This is a genomic window from Roseovarius marisflavi (assembly GCF_900142625.1).
GTDB classification, from domain to species: domain Bacteria; phylum Pseudomonadota; class Alphaproteobacteria; order Rhodobacterales; family Rhodobacteraceae; genus Roseovarius; species Roseovarius marisflavi.
Genome location: NZ_FRBN01000001.1, coordinates 155,250 through 172,879 on the forward strand (window position 1 = coordinate 155,250; position 17,630 = coordinate 172,879).

Sequence of the window (17,630 nt, forward strand, 5' to 3'; positions counted from 1 at the left end):
TATTTGGGGCGCGTCGCTCCGGATTGTCCAGATGTTGCGGGGGGCATCACGCCACCCCACTAGCCGATGGGGGGCATGCGTGGCAACGCAGACACGCAAATTGCGTACAAGGCGCCTGTCGTGGGACACGATAAGCCGTTTGCGGCGCTTGCAACAGTTGCAGAACTGGGCCGCTTTGGGGCTTGTGGTTCTGGGGCCGTTTCTGGCGCTTCTGACCTATCTGCTGATGGGGCCGCTGGATCAGGGGGCCTCGTCCAACGGGCTTCGGCTGGTTCTGCTCAGCGACATGGTTTACGTGCTGATGGTCGCGGGCCTTGTGATGCAGCGCGTGGCGCGCATGGTGGCGGCGCGCAACAAGCGCTCGGCGGGCTCGCGGCTTCACCTGCGGCTCACGGGCGTGTTCGCGCTGATGGCGCTTGTGCCGACGGTGACGGTCGCGGTTTTCGCGACGCTGTCGATCAACATGGGGCTTGAGGCGTGGTTTTCTGACCGGGTTGGCCGGGTGGTCGATAGCTCGGTTGCCGCCGCCGAGGCCTATCAGGAAGAGCATCGCCGCGATCTTGTGACCGACATTCAGGTTCTGGCCTCGGTTCTCAATGCCACCAAGCGCGCGGCCGTGTTCATGAATGACGGCGATATCCGCCAGGTTCTATCGAGCGGACAGCGCGAAATTCAGCGCGGCCTGCGCGAGGCCTTTGTAATCGACGGCACCGGCGCGATTCGCGCGCGGGGCGAGCAATCCTATCTGTTTGATTTCGAGCGCCCGACACCGGCGCAGATCAAACAGGCCTATGACGAGGGCGTTCTCGTGATCCGCGACTGGGACAACAACGAATTCCGCGCCCTGATGCCGCTGACGGCGATCCCCGACCGCCTGTTATACGTCAGCCGCAATGTCGATGGCGCGATCCTGAGCCTGCTGGACGATACCAAGGAAACCGCCACCTTCTACAAGCAGCGCGAAAGCGAGCGGGGCCGGGTGTTGTTTGAATTTGGACTTTTGTATCTTGGCTTTGCGGTGATCCTTATCCTTGCCGCGATCTGGCTTGGCATGTGGTTTGCCGAACGTCTGTCGCGTCCGGTCGGGCGGCTGACAAGTGCGGCGCAGCGGGTTGGTGAAGGCGATCTTGATACCCAGGTTCGCGAAGAAGAGGGCGACGACGAGATCGCCATGCTCAGCACCTATTTCAACCAGATGACCCGCCAGCTCAAGGGGCAGCGCGACAAGCTTTTGGCCAATACCCAACAGATCGAGCGCCGCCGCCGGTTGTTTGATTCGGTGCTCGGCTCGGTCTCGTCCGGGGTACTTGGGCTGGATGCCAAGGGGCGCGTGACCTTTGTGAACCGCGCCGCCGAGCGGCTTTTGGACTGGCAGGAAAATCAGCAATCCGTCGCCCTTAGCGTGGCCGTACCCGAATTCGGCGCTTTGTTTGAAAAGCTGCGCAAGACCCCGAGCGGTTTCGTGCAGGAAGAAATCAAGGTGACGCGCGGCAACCGGCAGGAAAACCTGCTGGTGCGCATGTCGACGCGGATCAGTGCCGAGGGGCGGCGCGAGGGCTATGTGGTTGCCTTTGACGATGTGACCGATCTTGTCGCCGCGCAGCGGATGGCGGCCTGGGGCGACGTGGCGCGCCGGATTGCCCATGAGATCAAGAACCCGCTGACACCGATCCAGTTGTCGGCCGAGCGCATCAAGCGCAAATTTGCCCGCCAGCTTGAGCCGGATCAGGCCGAAAGCCTTGAACAGCTCACCGATGTGGTGGTGCGCCAGACCAACGACCTGCGCCGGATCGTCGATGAATTCTCGAAATTCGCGCGCATGCCCGAGCCTCAGACCAAGCAGGAAAGCCTGACCCGGCTTTTGCGCGACGTGACCTTGCTTCAGGAAAGCGGCCAGCCGGATGTGCGGTTTGATGTCGATTTTGCCGAGGCGCCGCTCTGGGCCGAGATTGATGCCACGATGATCGCCCAGGCGCTGACGAACCTGATCAAGAACGCCGGTGAAGCCATTGAAAGCTATCAGGAAAAGGGCGCGCCCGAGGGGCATTTCCCGCAGATCAGGGTGCGCAGCGCAATCGAGGATCAGATGGCCGTGATCCGGATTTCGGACAATGGCGTCGGCTTGCCCCAGGACCGTTCGCGCCTGTTCGAGCCCTACGTGACAACCCGCGAGAAAGGCACCGGGCTTGGCCTGCCGATCGTGAAAAAGATTATCGAAGAGCATGGCGGCACGCTGGTGCTTGAAGATGCCGACCCGTTTGAAGAGGGTGCCCATCCCGGCGCCATGGCGGTGATCCGCCTGCCGCTGGCGACAGTGGCACAAGAGACAGTAGAGGCCAAAAAGGCAGTATGAGGGACACATGAGTGATATTCTGATTGTCGATGACGAGCGCGATATTCGCGAGCTGATTGCGGATATTTTGCAGGACGAGGGTTATACCACCCGACTTGCGGGAAATTCCGACGATGCGATGGCGGAAATTGCCGGGGAACAGCCGGCGCTGCTGATCCTTGATATCTGGCTCAAGGACAGCCGGATGGATGGCATTGATATCCTCAAGACGGTCAAACGCGAGTATCCGGATGTGCCGGTGGTGATCATCTCGGGGCATGGCAATATCGAAATCGCGGTCGCGGCGATCAAGCAGGGGGCGTATGATTTCATCGAAAAGCCCTTTAATATCGACCAGTTGATGGTGGTGATCCGGCGCGGCATGGAAACCAGCCGCCTGCGCCGCGAAAATCAGGCTCTCAAGCGGCGCGACACGTCGCCGGCCGAAATGCTTGGCGACTCGCCCGCCTTTCGCACCCTGATCGGACAGTTGGACAAGGTCACGAAATCCAACGGCCGGGTCATGCTGAGCGGGCCTGCGGGGGCGGGCAAGGAGCTTGCGGCGCGCTATATCCACGCCAATTCCATCCGCGCCGATGCGCCCTTTGTCAGTGTCGGCTGTGCCTCGATCGAGGCCGACCGGATGGAAGAGGTTCTGTTCGGGCGCGAAAGCGAAGAGGGCGGGGTGACACCGGGCCTTCTGGAAGAGGCCAATCGCGGGGTGATCTATTTCGACGAGGTCGCCGATATGCCGCCCGGAACCCAGTCGAAGATCCTTCGGGTGTTGGTCGATCAGACCTTTTTAAGGGTTGGCGGGTCGGAAAAGGTGCAGGTCGATCTGCGGGTGATTTCCTCGACCAGCCGCGATCTTGAGGCCGAAATTGCCGCCGAGCGGTTTCGGCGCGAGTTGTTTCACCGACTGAACGTGGTGCCGATCGCGGTGCCAAGCCTTGAGGAGCGGCGCGAGGATATTCCGGCGCTGGCGGATCACTTTATCCAGATGTTCAACAAGACCCAAGGCTTGCCGCTGCGCAGCGTGAGCAATGAAGCGGCGGCCTTGTTGCAGACCATGCGCTGGCCCGGAAATGTGCGCCAGATGCGCAACTTGATCGAACGGGTGCTGATCCTGGGCGAGGGCGCCGATCCCATCCAGGTGCGCGAATTGCCCGGTGAAACCGGTGCGTCGGCGGATGAGGGCCGCGTGGTTCTGTCGGGGGCGATTGCAACGATGGCCCTGCGCGAGGCCCGCGAGGCGTTCGAGCGTGAATACCTGCTGACCCAGATCAACCGCTTTGGCGGCAATATCAGCCGCACCGCCGAGTTTGTCGGCATGGAGCGCAGCGCGCTGCATCGCAAGCTAAAGTCGCTTGGCGTGGTTACCAGTGGCAAGGCTGGCGCGCGCAATGGCGATGAAGATGCGGAAGAGAAGGCTGCGGGATAGAGCCGTAAACGGCTCCGCCTGCGGCGAGCGGGGGGAGGGGCCAGCCCCTCACACTCCCCGGGATATTTAAGGCAAGAAGAAACGGCAGGTCAGGGTGTGACGATTTGCCAGTTGCCGGATTTGAGCCGGATTGCGCAGCTTTTGGGCGTCAGTGGCGGCAGGGTTTTGGTGGCCGTAAGCGCGGTTTTACGGGTGGTTTCCGCGTCGCATGCCGGCAGCGAGACCGGCCGGTAGCCGGCCATGGCCATGCATTGACCCACCACCTTGTCGCGCAGCTTTGCGCTCGCATCATAGGTTTCGGTGCGCGGCGGGCTGATCATGGTGTAGCGCGTGGTGCAATACCCGGCGGCGTTGCAATGGGTGTAGGGCGCATAGCGCGCCGGAATATAGCGGGTTCGGATGTCGCGCGGCACCTCTTTGAGGGCCGAGACCTGGCATCGGGTCAGGTTGATCTCGGATTGGGCGACATCGGCGCCTTCCTTGTAATAGATCGAGAGCGGCGCGCAGGCGCCGAGCAGGACGAAGGCCGAGAGGGTGAGGTTGCGGATCCGATACATGTCCGCCAGTATAGCGCCATCGCGGAGGAGGACAAAGGAATTGACCCGCCCGAACCCTTCTGTCATGCAACACGCTCAGACAGGATGAGGCAGGGAAATGAAGGTCATCATCTGCGGGGCCGGTCAGGTTGGCTGGCAGATCGCACGCCATCTTTCGGGCGAACGCAACGACGTCACGGTCGTGGACAACAACCCCGATCTGGTGCGCCGGGCCACCGATACGCTGGATGTGCAGGGGATCACCGGCTTTGCTTCTTACCCCGATGTGCTCGACCGGGCGGGCGCGCGCGACGCCGACATGATCATTGCCGCGACCTATTCCGACGAGGTCAACATGGTGACCTGCCAGGTCGCGCATTCGGTCTTTGGCATCAGCCGCAAGATCGCGCGTCTGCGCAGCCAGTCCTATCTTGATGCGATCTATTCCGATCTTTACCGCCGCGATCACATGCCGATCGACGTGGTAATCAGCCCCGAGCGAGAGGTCGCGGTGGCGGCCCTGCAACGGCTTGCGGCGCCGGCGGCCTTTGACACCGAGATGTTCATGGACGGCAAGGCCCAGCTTATGGGCTTGCGCCTTGAAGAGGATTGCCCGGTTCTCAACACGCCGTTGCGTCAGCTGAGCGATCTGTTCTCGACGCTGCGGGTGGTCGTTCTGGCGGTGCGCCGCGAGGGGCGGCTGTTTGCACCGGAATCCGGGGATCAGCTTTTCGAGGGTGATGAGTGCTATCTTTTCGCCCCGATCGAGGATGTGCCGCGCACCCTCGACGTTTTTGGCAAGTCGCAAAAGAAGCAGGAGCGGGTGGTGATCATCGGCGGCGGCAATATCGGCCTTGCGGTGGCACAGGCGCTTGAGACGCGCAGCGGCGGGCGCATCCGCGCCAAGGTCATCGAACGCAACCGCGCCCAGGCGGAACGCGCCGCAGATGCGCTTGAGCGTACCATCGTGCTTAACGGTGACGGGTTGAACGCGGCCCTTCTTGCCGAGGCGGGAATTGCGCGCGCGGATGCGGTGCTTGCGGTGACGGATGACGACAAGACCAACATGCTTGCCGCCGTGCGCGCCAAAACCGAAGGTTGCCCCTTTGCTATCGCTCTGATCAACGATCCGACCATGATCCCGATGCTGGAGCCGCTCGGGATTGACGCCTATATCAACCCGCGCGCCACCACGGTCAGTTCGATCCTGCGTCATATCCGGCATGGCCGGGTGCGCGGGGTCTATTCCATCGGTGACGCCGAGGCCGAGGTGATCGAGGCCGAGGTGATGTCGACCTCTTCGCTCGCCGGCGCCGCGATCCGAGACATCAGCTTTCCCGAGGGTGTGCTGGTGGGCGGCATCAAGAAGGGTGACAAGATCGTCAAACCGACGGGCGGATTGCGGATCGAGGCGGGCGATGTGATCGTGCTTTTTGCATTGGCGGCAGATGTGGCGGCGGTCGAGCAGCTGTTACAGGTCTCGATAGATTTCTTCTAGCCGATGATCGCCCGGGTTCTCACCTTTCCGCTTATCCTGATCCTCGCCGGCATGGCCGCGATCATGATGCTGCTGCCGATGATCGATGCCTTGATGCGCAACGACACCAGCGTGGCGCGCGCCTTTGGCTATTCCGCCATTCTCGGCATGGCTTTGGTGATGATCATCGGCCTTGCCATGTCGGGGCGCGAGAGACGCGAGATCAGCGACAGCCAGAACCTTGTGTCGCTCTTGCTGGCCTATCTGATCCTGCCGCTGTTTCTTGCGGTGCCGTTTTACGAGGGCGTCGGCAACACCACCTTTCTGAATGCCTATTTCGAGATGGTTTCAAGCTTTACCACCACCGGGGCCACGCTGTTCGGGGCCGCGGGGCGGCTGGTGGACAGTCTGCATTTGTGGCGCGCCCTGGTCGGCTGGGGCGGCGGGCTTTTGATCTGGATTTCGGCCTCGGCAGTTCTGGCGCCGCTCAATCTGGGCGGGTTCGAGGTCACGGCCCGCGCCGAGCCAGGGCAGGATGACGCACGCGCGGGGCGGTTTCAGCGCGCCAGCCCGGCCAAGCGGCTGGCGCAGATCACCGCCGGGCTGGCCCCTGTGTATATCGGGCTGACAGGCGCGCTCTGGGTGATCCTGATGATGGGCGGAGAGCGTGCGTTCGTGGCGATGGTGCATGCCATGTCGACCATGGCCACAAGCGGGATTTCCTCGATTGGCGGGGTGCAGAACGGCGCCGCGGGCTTTGGCGGCGAGTTCGCGATTTTCCTGTTCATGCTGTTTGCCCTGTCGCGGCTGACCTTTTCGTCCGACACCATCACATCGGCGCGACCCGGTGTGTTTTATGACCCGGAATTCCGGCTTGGCGTGATGCTTGTGCTTGGGGTTCCGCTCTTGTTGGTGGCGCGCCACTGGATCGCGGCGTTTGAGGTGGTCGAGGCCGATAATTTCGCCGTGGGCCTGCGTGCCTTTTGGGGCGGGATGTTCACCGTAATGTCGTTCCTCTCGACCACCGGATTCGAAAGCGCCGACTGGCAGGCGGCGCGTGACTGGTCCGGACTTGGCACGCCGGGGCTTGTGCTTTTGGGGCTGTCGCTTGTCGGCGGCGGCGTCGCCACCACCGCCGGCGGGGTCAAGCTTTTGCGGGTCTATGCGCTCTACCTGCATGGCAAGCGCGAGGTTGAGCGCCTTGTGCATCCGTCCTCTGTCGGGCGCTCGACGCGGGCCGGGCGGCGGATCAGGCGGCATGGCGCCTATATCGCCTGGGTCTTCTTCATGCTGTTCGCGATGTCGCTGACCTTTGTTACGCTTTTGCTCGCGTTCTTTGGCCAGGATTTCGAATCGTCGCTGATCCTGTCGATTTCGGGGCTTTCCACCACCGGGCCCCTGATCATTCTGGCCAGTGAGGCGCCAATCCGCCTGTTCGAGCTGAGCGCGGGTGCCAAGCTCTGCTATGGCGCGGCGATGGTGCTGGGACGGCTTGAGACCTTGGCGATGATTGCCTTGCTGAACCCTGCGGTCTGGCGCGATTAGGGCAGGGGGCGGGGTGCCGCACCCCGATTGCATTTTTAGGCTGGAAAGTCATGCGCGGGCAAGACATACTCGCGCCATATGCAAGATCCTCAGGCATCGGTTCGCGATGTGTGCAAGAATAAAGGCTTTGAACGTAAATGGCTTCTGATCGACAAAATTTGCAGGACGCGTTCCTCAATCAGGTTCGCAAAACAAAAATCCCGGTCACGGTTTTCCTGATCAACGGGGTCAAATTGCAGGGGGTCATTACCTGGTTTGACAACTTCTGCATCCTGCTGCGCCGTGATGGGCAATCCCAGCTCGTTTATAAACATGCCGTGTCGACGATCATGCCGTCGCAGCCGGTTAACCTCTATGATGGTGAAGACACCAATTGACCGATAACGCGCGCCCCGTGACACGGGCATGGGTCATTCATCCCGAAATTCCCTCTGCCGGGTCAGAGCGCGATCCCGATCTCGCTCTGGAAGAAGCTGTGTCGCTGGCGCATGCCTTGCCCGAGCTCGAGGTGGTCGGCGCGCAGGTCGTGCGGTTGCGCAAACCCGATGCCGGGAAATTGTTCGGCAAGGGCAAGCTTGAAGAGCTGCGCCAGGCGATCGAGGCCTCCGAGACCGAGCTGGTGCTGGTCGATGGCCCGGTCACGCCGGTGCAACAGCGCAATCTCGAAAAGGCTTGGGACGTCAAGGTTCTCGATCGCACCGGGTTGATTCTGGAAATCTTCAGCGACCGAGCCGCCACCCGTGAAGGCGTGCTTCAGGTCGAGATGGCCGCGCTGTCCTATCAACGCACCCGCCTCGTGCGCGCCTGGACCCACCTTGAACGCCAGCGGGGCGGATTGGGCTTTGTCGGCGGCCCCGGCGAAACCCAGATCGAGGCCGACCGCCGCGCCATCGACGAGCAATTGGTGCGCCTGCGCGGTCAACTCAAGAAGGTGGTGAAAACCCGCGCCCTGCATCGCGCCGCGCGCGCCAAGGTGCCGTTCCCGATTGTCGCGCTCGTTGGCTATACCAACGCCGGCAAATCCACCCTGTTCAACCGCCTGACCGGGGCCGAGGTGATGGCCAAGGACATGCTCTTTGCCACGCTTGACCCGACCATGCGGCGCATCAAGCTGCCCGGCGGCGGCCCCGAGGTGATCCTGTCGGACACGGTCGGCTTTATCAGCGACCTGCCCACCGAACTCGTCGCCTCGTTCCGCGCCACATTGGAAGAGGTGCTGGCCGCCGATCTGATCTGCCATGTGCGCGACATCTCGCATCCCGAGACCGAGGCGCAGGCCCAAGATGTCACCACCATCCTCAACAGCCTCGGCGTCAAGGACACGACCCCCCAGATCGAAATCTGGAACAAGATCGACCGGCTTGACGACGACGCCCGCGCCGCCACTCTGACCAAGGCCGCCCGGCTTGATCATGTTCAGGCCCTTTCGGCCATCACCGGACAGGGCATTGATGATCTCGTCGACGCCATTACCGAGGCTCTGGCTGATGTGACCCATGTCACCGAGCTTCATCTTGGTTTTGACGCGGGGCGCAAACGCGCCTGGCTGTTTGAAAGAGACCTGGTCGAGGCCGAAACCCAGACCGAAGACGGCTTTGATCTCACGCTGCGCTGGTCCGCCCGCCAGGAGGCGCAGTTCAGAGACCTCTGATCAAATCCCGCATCCCGGCTTCTTCTTGGCAAAAATACTCGAAATCCTGCCGTTGCCCCGGATCGCGCGCGCTTAGTACCCGCGCCAGATCCAGCCGCCGCCAAGCACCCGCGTGCCGTCCTGCTCATAAAACACACAGGCCTGCCCCGGCGACACGCCCTCTTCGGGCGTGAGTAATTCGACCTCGGCCTCGGTTTCCGAAATCGGGCGCAGGATTGCCTCGCGCACCGGTCGGGTAGAGCGCACCTTGACGGCCACGGTCCATTCAGGCCGCGACATCAGCGGCTCATCGCCGAGCCAGTTGATTTCGCGCAGCGGCACCTTTCGGGTCGAGAGCATCTCCTTGGGGCCGACGATGACCTGTTTGGCATCCACATCAAGGCGCACCACGTAGAGCGGATCGGCAAGCCCGCCGATGCCAAGGCCGCGGCGCTGACCGATGGTATAATGAATCACCCCTTCGTGCGTCCCAAGCACCCGGCCATCGGCATGCACGATCTCGCCGGGGTCTGCCGCGCCGGGGCGCAGTTTCTCGATCACGCTGGCGTAATTGCCATCGGGGACGAAACAGATATCCTGACTGTCGGGCTTGTCGGCGACCTGCAATCCGTATTTCGCCGCCAGCTCGCGGGTGGCGTCCTTGGATGGCAAATGCCCAAGCGGAAAGCGCAGATATTCGAGCTGTTCAGCCGTGGTCGAGAACAGAAAATACGACTGATCGCGATTCGAATCAGCCGCGCAGTGCAATTCCGCGCCGTTCAAACCGGTCTTGCGCTGAATATAATGACCCGTCGCCATGCAATCGGCGTCAAGATCGCGCGCGGTTTGCAACAGGTCCTTGAACTTCACCCGCTCGTTACAGCGGATACAGGGCACCGGTGTTGCCCCCGCAAGATAGCTGTCGGCAAATTCGTCGATCACCGCGTCGCGGAAAATGTTTTCATAATCCAGCACATAATGCGGAAACCCGACGTCTTCTGCGACCCGGCGCGCGTCGTGAATATCAATCCCCGCACAGCAGGCGCCCTTCTTGGCCAGGGCCGCGCCGTGATCATAAAGTTGCAGGGTTACCCCCACCACATCATAGCCCTGTTCCGCAAGGTAAGCCGCCACAACAGAGCTGTCGACGCCGCCAGACATCGCCACAACCACGCGGGTATCGGCCGGGTCTTTTGCAAAACCAAGAGAATTCAGGGGTTTATCACTATCAAGCGCCATATCGGCCTCCGATCAGGGTCGTTCAGAATATAGGAAAATCCTAATCATTCTCAAGCCCCGGTTTCACCTGCCGTTAAGCCTGATGCGGTCATTTTGGTCGACATCAGAAGAAGGGTGAGAGTGATGTATCTGAAGAAAGTGGAAGGGCCAAGGGCCGTCAACCTGCCGGATGGCACGATATTGAGTCGCGCAGACCTGCCCCCCGCCGATACCCGGCGATGGGTGGCCTCGCGCAAACTGGCCGTGGTGCGCGGGGTGGCCTATGGGCTTATCACCCGCGACGAGGCGATGCAGACCTATGGATTGAGCGGTGAGGAATTCGACGCATGGATCAGCGCCGTCAGCAGCCATGGGGAAAAAGCTCTGAAGGTAACGGCGTTCAATGGCTATCGACAACTTTAGGGAGTGTTGTCAGATTGTTCCTACAATGGTAACGGGTGGTTAACCATTTTTGACGAGTGTTGATCTTAATGAAGCACTGATCTGTGGAGAACCCATATGCGCGTACTACTGGTCGAGGACGATCCGACAACCTCGAAAAGCATTGAACTGATGCTGACTCATGCAAACCTGAACGTTTATACGACCGATCTGGGCGAAGAGGGGGTCGATCTGGCCAAGCTCTATGACTATGATCTGATCCTGCTGGATCTTGGTCTGCCGGATATGAACGGCCATGATGTTCTGCGTCAACTGCGCATGGCGCGGATTGATACGCCGATCCTTATCCTGTCGGGCGCCGATGACACCGAAAGCAAGATCAAGGGCTTTGGGTTCGGGGCGGATGATTACCTGACCAAGCCGTTCCACCGCGAAGAGCTTGTGGCGCGCATTCATGCGATTATCCGCCGGTCAAAGGGTCATTCGCAATCGGTCATCCGTACCGGCAAGATCAACGTCAACCTTGATGCCAAGACGGTGGATGTGGGCGGTAAAACCGTGCATCTGACCGGAAAGGAATATCAGATGCTTGAGCTGCTGTCGCTGCGCAAGGGCACGACGCTGACCAAAGAGATGTTCCTCAACCACCTTTACGGCGGCATGGACGAACCCGAGCTCAAGATTATCGACGTCTTCATCTGCAAGCTGCGCAAGAAGGTCAGCGAAGCGACCGACGGCGCGAATTACATCGAAACGGTCTGGGGGCGTGGATATGTGCTGCGCGATCCTGATCCGAGCGAGATGGATGACCAAAGGGTTGCGATTGGCGCCTGAAGGGTGCCGTGACATCTGGACCTCTGGCAGACAGGGCCCTATCACTTTGACCTGAACGATCGGGGGCGTGAAACGCCCTCGGCAGAAAAGGACAGAGGGGCCCATGAGCGATACGCGCACGGTTGAAAGCCTGAGCAAAGATGAGGCGCGGCAAGAGCTAGAACGGCTCGCCGCGCTTATTTCCGTAGCCAATGAGGCCTATCACACCGACGACGCGCCGGTCATGTCGGATGCGGAATTTGATGCGCTCAAAGCCCGCAATGCCGCGATCGAGGCGCTCTTTCCCGATCTGAAACGCCCCGACAGCCCCAGCGAAATGGTCGGTGCCGCGCCGTCCGAAGGGTTTGCCAAGATCACCCATGCGGTGCGCATGCTCAGTCTCGGGAATGCCTTTGACGACGATGACGTGGTCGAATTTGACGCCCGCATTCGCCGCTATCTTGGTCTTGGGCAAGAGGCCGATCTTGCCTATACCTCCGAGCCAAAGATTGACGGCCTGAGCCTGAGCCTGCGCTATGAAAACGGTCGGTTGATCCAGGCGGCAACGCGCGGCGACGGGCAGGTGGGTGAAAATGTAACCGCCAATGCGCGCACGATCTCCGATATCCCCCAGACCTTGAACGGCGCGCCGGACATTCTTGAGGTACGCGGCGAGGTCTACATGAGCCACGCCGACTTCGAGGCGCTCAATGCACGGCAGGCCGCAAGGTCTGACAAGCCCTTCGCCAACCCGCGCAATGCCGCTGCCGGCTCATTGCGTCAGCTGGATTCGAAAATCACCGCCGCGCGCCCGCTGAGGTTTTTCGCCTATGCCTGGGGCGAGGTCAGCGCGCCGCTGGCCGACACCCAAATGGGCGCGATTGAACAGCTTGCCGCCCTCGGGTTTCAGACCAATCCGATGACCACACTCTGTTCCGGGCCGGATGACTTGCTGGCCGAATACGCCCGCATCGAACAGCGCCGCGCCACCTTGGGCTATGACATCGACGGGGTGGTCTACAAGGTCAACGATCTTGCCCTTCAGCACCGCCTTGGCTTTCGCTCGACCACGCCGCGATGGGCGATCGCACATAAATTCCCGGCCGAGCTTGCCTGGACCCGGCTTGAGGCGATCGACATTCAGGTCGGGCGCACCGGTGCCCTTAGCCCGGTCGCGCGCCTGACCCCTGTCACCGTGGGCGGCGTTGTGGTCTCCAACGCCACCCTTCACAACGAGGATTACATTCTTGGCCGTGACAGCAAGGGCGAGGAAATTCGTGATGGCAAGGACATCCGTATCGGTGACTGGGTTCAGGTCTATCGCGCGGGCGACGTGATTCCAAAAATCGCCGATGTAGACCTGAGCAAGCGGCCCGCGGATGCCGTGCCCTACGCCTTCCCTCACACCTGCCCCCAATGCGGCTCGGATGCGGTGCGCGAAGAGGGCGATGCGGTGCGCCGCTGCATCGGCGGGTTGATTTGCCCCGCGCAGGCGGTTGAAAAGCTGAAACATTTCGTAAGCCGCGCCGCCTTTGACATCGAAGGGCTTGGGGCCAGGCAGGTCGAACAGTTCTACCGCGATGGCTGGATCAGGGAACCGGCCGATATCTTCACGCTTGAGGCGCGCTATGGCAGCGGGATGCAACAGCTCAAGAACCGCGAGGGCTGGGGCGAAAAGAGCGCGAAGAACCTCTTTCAGGCCATTGACGAAAAACGGAAAATACCATTTGGACGCCTGCTGTTCGCGCTCGGTATCCGTCATGTTGGCGAGGCCGCCAGCAACACGATCGCGCGGTTTTATGGCAGCTGGGAGGACTTCACGCAGGCAATGGACGCCGCACAAGGGTTTGACGGGCCCGAATGGGAGCGGCTTTTGGGCATCGACGGCGTCGGCGAAGTGATGGCGCGCTCGCTTGTGGGCGCTTTTGGCGAGGCCAATGAACGCGCTGGCATCGACCGGCTTGTGGCGCATCTTGACGTGCAAGACGCCGCGCGCCCGGACACCAGCAGCAGCCCCGTGGCGGGCAAAACCGTTGTCTTCACCGGCACGCTTGAGAAAATGACCCGCGCCGAGGCCAAGGCGCGCGCCGAGGCGCTTGGCGCCAAGGTCGCCGGAAGCGTGTCGGCGAAGACCGACCTTCTGGTCGCAGGGCCCGGCGCCGGATCCAAGGCGAAAAAGGCCGCCGAGCTTGGCATCGAGACGCTGGACGAAGACGGCTGGCTTGACCTGATCGGCCAGACATGAGCGGGCGCCCCGAAATCCTGTTTCCGCTGTTCGCGGAGCTTGAGACGCTGCCCGGCGTGGGGCCCAAAACCGTGCAGAATCTGGCCGCGCTTGATGTGACGCGCCCGCGTGATTTGCTGTTCACGCTGCCTTATACGGGGGTGGATCGGCGCAAGCGAACCACGGTGCAGGGTGCCGATCTGCCCGGTGTGGTCACGGTCGAGGTCGTCATCGGCCAGCACCGCGCCCCAAGTCGGCGCGGTGGGGCCTATCGGGTGACGGTCGAGGATGCGGAAACCACGTTTCAGCTGGTGTTTTTCCATGCCCGCGACGAATACCTGCGCAAAATCCTGCCCACCGGCGCGCGGCGCGTGGTGTCGGGCAAGGTGGAACTCTTCGACGGGATCGCCCAGATGGTGCACCCCGATCACATGCTGCCGGTCGATGAGAGTGGCGATATCCCCGATTTCGAGCCGGTCTATCCGCTGACCGCCGGGGTCACGCAGAAGATGATGGTCAAGGCGCAGCAGGGCGCGCTTGCCCGTGTGCCCGACCTCGACGAATGGATCGACCCGGTGCAGAAGGCCCAGGCCGGCTGGCCCGATTGGGCCGATGCGATACGCGCGGCGCATGCGCCGCAGGATTTTCAGGATCTCTCGGCGGCGCATCCCGCCCGCGAACGCCTGGCCTATGACGAGTTGATGGCGCATCAGCTGACGCTGGCGCTTGCGCGTTTGAGATTGCGCCGGGCCAAGGGGCGCGCGACGATTGGCACCGGCAAACTTCAGGCCAGGGTGCTAGAGGCGCTGCCCTATACGCTGACCGGGGCGCAGACCCGCGCGATTGCCGAGATTGCCGAGGATATGGCGGCCCCCCTCAGGATGAACCGGCTGTTGCAGGGCGATGTGGGGGCGGGCAAAACATTGGTCGCCTTCAAGGCCTTGCTGATTGCCGTTGAGGCAGGCGGGCAGGGGGTCATGATGGCCCCGACCGAGATTCTGGCGCGTCAGCATTTGCAAGGCCTGCGCCCGCTTGCCGAGAGTGCCGGCGTGGTTCTTGAGATCCTGACCGGGCGCGACAAGGGCGCCGAGCGGCGCGCCAAACTGGTGGCGCTCGCGCGGGGCGACATCCAGATTTTGGTCGGTACCCATGCGGTGTTTCAAAAGGACGTGGAATTTGGCGATCTGCGGCTGGCGATTGTCGACGAACAGCACCGCTTTGGTGTGCGCCAACGTCTCGAGCTTGGCAAGAAGGGCGCGCAGGCGGATGTGCTTGTGATGACCGCCACGCCGATCCCGCGCAGCCTGGCGCTTGCGCAATATGGCGATATGGATGTCAGCATCCTGGATGAAAAACCACCCGGCCGCAAACCGATCAAGACGGCGCTGGTGAACATGGCACGGATGGACGAGGTGATCGAGCACATGCGCCGCGCGATTGCCGAGGGGCGGCAGGCCTATTGGGTCTGTCCGCTGGTCGAGGAAAGCGAAAGCGTCGATCTGAGCAGCGCCGAAGAGCGATTCCGGCGATTGCGCGCCGTGTTCGGCGAGGGTGTCGTCGGCCTTGTTCATGGCCAGATGCCCCCCGAGGATAAGGACGCGGCCATGGCCGCCTTTCAGCGCGGTGAAACATCGGTGCTGGTCTCGACGACGGTGATCGAGGTGGGGGTGGATGTGCCCAATGCCTCGATCATGGTGATTGAGCGCGCCGAAAGTTTCGGTCTGGCGCAGTTGCACCAATTGCGCGGCCGGGTCGGGCGGGGCGAGGCAGCCTCGACCTGTCTTTTGATATATCAGGCGCCGCTGAGCGAAGGCGGAGAACGTCGGCTAACCACCATGCGCGATACCGATGACGGGTTTCGCATCGCCGAGGTCGATCTTGAAATGCGCGGCGCGGGTGATCTTATCGGCACCGCGCAATCGGGCCTGCCGCGGTTTCGGGTGGCAGACCTTGAAGGGCAATCGGCACTGATGGCGGTGGCGCAATCGGATGCGCGCAAGCTTTTGCACGATGACCCGGAGTTAACCACACCGCGTGGCACGGCGGCGCGTGTTCTCTTGTGGCTGATGGAACAGGATCAAGCGATTCGTTTGATTTCAGTGGGTTAGAGAAATTCGTTCCATATAGTTCACAAATGTTCTTAAAAAGTTCTTTACTTTGGTTAACGGAAATGAGAACAAAGGAGCAACAAAAGGTTTTCAAAAGGAAGCGCCCCATGTTGCACCAGATCAAGACAGCCGCCGCCCGGTCGCAAGACACGTTGCTGGCCGATGCCCTGGGTGCCGCGGCGCTGATGATAACCCTGGTCGGGGCGCTCTATTTGCCCGGACTGTTCTGAGTTTCTGCCTGGCGGGGTGACCCTGTTGTCGCCTGCACCCCCTCTGTCCCAACTTCGGGGTGCCAAAGTTTCTGCCTGTTCCTTTGCTATTTTCGGGGTTTGCCTCATTCCCCCGATAAGCGTGACAGGGTCCGCAAACCTCGCTTACCTTGCCGCCGCCGTTCACCCGAACGCGCGGCGGTTTTTTTTGCGGAACGGATTGACCCACGTCAATTAACCGATGGCATGCCGGTCTACCATTCCCTTTCGTTTAGGGAGGTAGTCTCATGAAAATTCTAGCTTATGCTGCTATGGTTGCGATTTTGGGGTCTTCACAGTCGGCTTTTGCGCAAGACAACACATTCGGAGCGATAGAATACGGAAATTCCTGTGCCCAGTGTCACGGCATGGATGGTAAGGGCGGGGGGCCGATGGCTGGTTTCCTGACCGGCACCCTGCCGGATCTTACACAGCTTCAGAAAGACAATGGCGGCGTGTTCCCGGTGACCCGCGTCTATGGCGTAATTGATGGCAGCACTGAATTGGGCCCGCATGGCACACGCGAAATGCCGGCATGGGGCAACCGCTATAAGCTCGATGCGCAAGAGCACCTGTCCTATGATTTCGGGCCGAGCCGCGAGACCTATGTTCGCACACGAGTCCTGGCCCTGATCGAACATCTGGCCGCCATGCAGGAATAGGCGCCCTTCAGGCGCAGGAACTTTGGGCTTTGGCCTGTTCCATCGCCTCGACGGCGGCTTCGAGAGTGAGAAGGATCGAGGCGTGGCGGTTCTTGTAATCGCGCGCCGGTCGCAACACCTCGAGGCCGTCGAACGGCGGGGGCGGTGTCGGGCCGTCGTGTTTCAGCATCTCTTTCAGCGCGTCACGCGCCGCTGTCACCTGCGCCAGATTACAGCCGATGATATGCTCGCCCACCACGGAGGCGGCCGCTTGACCCAGGGCGCAGGCCTTGACCTCGGCGGCATAGTCGCTGATGCGGCCATTCTCGCAGGTGATATCGACGGTCACCGTCGAACCACAGAGTGGGGCACGCCGTTTGACGCTTGCATCCGGCGCACCAAGCCGCCCGTGATGGGGAATATCCGCCGCGAGCGCGAGAATGCGCGCCGAGTAGAGTTTGATCAGGTCAGTTTCGCCGCTCATGGCTTTCCCTTTCGGTTCTGACCCCATAAATAGGCCTCAGACGCGCAGATGCAAAAGGTTTTCCGCAATGGACTTTGATCCGGCCACACTAAAGTATGACGCGAACGGGTTGATCCCGGCGATTGCCCAGGATGCGACAAGCGGTGAGGTTCTTATGATGGCCTGGATGAATGGCGAGGCGGTGGCACGCACGCTTGCAACCGGGCGCGTGACCTACTGGAGCCGCTCGCGCCAGGCGTTCTGGATCAAGGGCGAAACCAGCGGACATGTGCAGAACTTGGTGGATTTCCGGGTGGATTGCGACCGTGATTGTCTTTTGGTCACGGTCAATCAGGTCGGGCCGGCCTGTCATACCAACCGGCGCAGCTGTTTTTACAAGGCTGTGCGGAATGGTGATGAAATCGAGATCATGGCGCCGATGGATAGCGCAGGTTGAGTATTTTGGAACGGTGAAAGCCTGTAATGCCATAATTTCGTCATGTTTTATCCAGCAAAGCGACACATTCAAAAGGCAGTTTGGTACGCACTGTT

At 61.3% G+C, this 17,630-nt stretch carries 16 protein-coding genes; 13 read left to right on the top strand and 3 right to left on the bottom strand.

What is annotated here, in order from left to right; genetic code table 11:
* Positions 1 to 31 precede the first annotated feature (31 nt).
* Both BUB78_RS00785 and ntrX read left to right on the top strand, forming a co-directional pair.
* Positions 32 to 2,353 carry a sensor histidine kinase NtrY-like gene (locus BUB78_RS00785; RefSeq protein ID WP_084732707.1) on the top strand — a complete coding sequence of 774 codons (2,322 nt, stop codon included), beginning with the start codon at positions 32 to 34 and terminating at the stop codon, positions 2,351 to 2,353.
* Between the two features lie 7 nt (positions 2,354 to 2,360).
* Complete coding sequence (ntrX, locus tag BUB78_RS00790) at positions 2,361 to 3,773, top strand: nitrogen assimilation response regulator NtrX (protein ID WP_073194022.1); 1,413 nt, start codon at positions 2,361 to 2,363, stop codon at positions 3,771 to 3,773.
* A gap of 89 nt (positions 3,774 to 3,862) precedes the next feature.
* On the opposite strand, the gene BUB78_RS00795 is transcribed toward ntrX, so the two are convergent.
* Complete coding sequence (locus tag BUB78_RS00795) at positions 3,863 to 4,396, bottom strand: hypothetical protein (protein WP_139279218.1); 534 nt, start codon at positions 4,394 to 4,396, stop codon at positions 3,863 to 3,865.
* 31 nt (positions 4,397 to 4,427) lie between these two features.
* Here BUB78_RS00795 and trkA point away from each other — a divergent pair, with 31 nt between their 5' ends.
* The 4 genes from trkA (at position 4,428) to hflX (ending at position 8,982) form a co-directional block, all read left to right on the top strand.
* Positions 4,428 to 5,807, top strand: coding sequence for a Trk system potassium transporter TrkA (gene trkA, locus BUB78_RS00800; RefSeq protein WP_073194024.1), 1,380 nt, complete (start codon positions 4,428 to 4,430; stop codon positions 5,805 to 5,807).
* Positions 5,808 to 5,810: 3 nt separating this feature from the next.
* Complete coding sequence (locus BUB78_RS00805; protein WP_073194025.1) at positions 5,811 to 7,331, top strand: TrkH family potassium uptake protein; 1,521 nt, start codon at positions 5,811 to 5,813, stop codon at positions 7,329 to 7,331.
* A 137-nt stretch (positions 7,332 to 7,468) separates the two neighbouring features.
* A complete protein-coding gene (hfq, locus tag BUB78_RS00810) occupies positions 7,469 to 7,708 on the top strand; it encodes an RNA chaperone Hfq (protein WP_073194026.1) in 240 nt (79 codons plus the stop codon).
* A gap of 17 nt (positions 7,709 to 7,725) precedes the next feature.
* Entirely contained in the window at positions 7,726 to 8,982 is a 1,257-nt protein-coding gene (gene hflX, locus BUB78_RS00815; RefSeq protein ID WP_170865005.1) for a GTPase HflX, read from the top strand.
* 72 nt (positions 8,983 to 9,054) lie between these two features.
* On the opposite strand, the gene mnmA is transcribed toward hflX, so the two are convergent.
* The gene (gene mnmA / locus BUB78_RS00820; protein ID WP_073194028.1) at positions 9,055 to 10,200 is read right to left on the bottom strand and encodes a tRNA 2-thiouridine(34) synthase MnmA; all 1,146 of its coding nucleotides are present in this window, start codon (positions 10,198 to 10,200) and stop codon (positions 9,055 to 9,057) included.
* Between the two features lie 123 nt (positions 10,201 to 10,323).
* Between mnmA and sciP the strand changes: the two genes are divergently transcribed.
* From sciP to BUB78_RS00845, 6 genes are all read left to right on the top strand, one after another.
* Complete coding sequence (gene sciP / locus BUB78_RS00825; protein WP_073194029.1) at positions 10,324 to 10,602, top strand: CtrA inhibitor SciP; 279 nt, start codon at positions 10,324 to 10,326, stop codon at positions 10,600 to 10,602.
* Positions 10,603 to 10,698: 96 nt separating this feature from the next.
* Positions 10,699 to 11,415 (top strand): response regulator transcription factor CtrA, encoded by a 717-nt coding sequence (gene ctrA / locus BUB78_RS00830; protein WP_073194030.1) that lies wholly within the window; start codon positions 10,699 to 10,701, stop codon positions 11,413 to 11,415.
* Between the two features lie 103 nt (positions 11,416 to 11,518).
* Entirely contained in the window at positions 11,519 to 13,639 is a 2,121-nt protein-coding gene (gene ligA, locus BUB78_RS00835; protein WP_073194031.1) for an NAD-dependent DNA ligase LigA, read from the top strand.
* Positions 13,636 to 15,726: an ATP-dependent DNA helicase RecG gene (gene recG, locus BUB78_RS00840; protein WP_073194032.1), complete on the top strand. Its 2,091-nt coding sequence runs from the start codon at positions 13,636 to 13,638 to the stop codon at positions 15,724 to 15,726. The genes ligA and recG overlap by 4 nt, the downstream gene beginning before the upstream one ends.
* Positions 15,727 to 15,833: 107 nt before the next feature.
* The gene (locus BUB78_RS21370; RefSeq protein ID WP_281248824.1) at positions 15,834 to 15,956 is read left to right on the top strand and encodes a hypothetical protein; all 123 of its coding nucleotides are present in this window, start codon (positions 15,834 to 15,836) and stop codon (positions 15,954 to 15,956) included.
* A 410-nt stretch (positions 15,957 to 16,366) separates the two neighbouring features.
* Positions 16,367 to 16,636 carry a hypothetical protein gene (locus BUB78_RS00845; protein WP_139279219.1) on the top strand — a complete coding sequence of 90 codons (270 nt, stop codon included), beginning with the start codon at positions 16,367 to 16,369 and terminating at the stop codon, positions 16,634 to 16,636.
* A gap of 7 nt (positions 16,637 to 16,643) precedes the next feature.
* Here BUB78_RS00845 and BUB78_RS00850 read toward each other — a convergent pair whose 3' ends face one another.
* Positions 16,644 to 17,099, bottom strand: a complete 456-nt coding sequence (locus BUB78_RS00850) for an iron-sulfur cluster assembly scaffold protein (protein ID WP_073194034.1) — start codon at positions 17,097 to 17,099, stop codon at positions 16,644 to 16,646.
* Positions 17,100 to 17,166: 67 nt separating this feature from the next.
* Here BUB78_RS00850 and hisI point away from each other — a divergent pair, with 67 nt between their 5' ends.
* Positions 17,167 to 17,535 (top strand): phosphoribosyl-AMP cyclohydrolase, encoded by a 369-nt coding sequence (gene hisI / locus BUB78_RS00855; protein WP_073194035.1) that lies wholly within the window; start codon positions 17,167 to 17,169, stop codon positions 17,533 to 17,535.
* The last annotated feature ends 95 nt before the right edge of the window (positions 17,536 to 17,630 follow it).

Coding starts and splice junctions, on each gene's coding strand:
- BUB78_RS00785 (WP_084732707.1), top strand. CDS start 32: ATGTTGCGGGGGGCATCACGCCACCCCACTAGCCGATGGGGGGCATGC.
- ntrX (WP_073194022.1), top strand. CDS start 2,361: ATGAGTGATATTCTGATTGTCGATGACGAGCGCGATATTCGCGAGCTG.
- BUB78_RS00795 (WP_139279218.1), bottom strand. CDS start 4,396: ATGACAGAAGGGTTCGGGCGGGTCAATTCCTTTGTCCTCCTCCGCGAT.
- trkA (WP_073194024.1), top strand. CDS start 4,428: ATGAAGGTCATCATCTGCGGGGCCGGTCAGGTTGGCTGGCAGATCGCA.
- BUB78_RS00805 (WP_073194025.1), top strand. CDS start 5,811: ATGATCGCCCGGGTTCTCACCTTTCCGCTTATCCTGATCCTCGCCGGC.
- hfq (WP_073194026.1), top strand. CDS start 7,469: ATGGCTTCTGATCGACAAAATTTGCAGGACGCGTTCCTCAATCAGGTT.
- mnmA (WP_073194028.1), bottom strand. CDS start 10,200: ATGGCGCTTGATAGTGATAAACCCCTGAATTCTCTTGGTTTTGCAAAA.
- sciP (WP_073194029.1), top strand. CDS start 10,324: ATGTATCTGAAGAAAGTGGAAGGGCCAAGGGCCGTCAACCTGCCGGAT.
- ctrA (WP_073194030.1), top strand. CDS start 10,699: ATGCGCGTACTACTGGTCGAGGACGATCCGACAACCTCGAAAAGCATT.
- ligA (WP_073194031.1), top strand. CDS start 11,519: ATGAGCGATACGCGCACGGTTGAAAGCCTGAGCAAAGATGAGGCGCGG.
- recG (WP_073194032.1), top strand. CDS start 13,636: ATGAGCGGGCGCCCCGAAATCCTGTTTCCGCTGTTCGCGGAGCTTGAG.
- BUB78_RS21370 (WP_281248824.1), top strand. CDS start 15,834: ATGTTGCACCAGATCAAGACAGCCGCCGCCCGGTCGCAAGACACGTTG.
- BUB78_RS00845 (WP_139279219.1), top strand. CDS start 16,367: ATGGCTGGTTTCCTGACCGGCACCCTGCCGGATCTTACACAGCTTCAG.
- BUB78_RS00850 (WP_073194034.1), bottom strand. CDS start 17,099: ATGAGCGGCGAAACTGACCTGATCAAACTCTACTCGGCGCGCATTCTC.
- hisI (WP_073194035.1), top strand. CDS start 17,167: ATGGACTTTGATCCGGCCACACTAAAGTATGACGCGAACGGGTTGATC.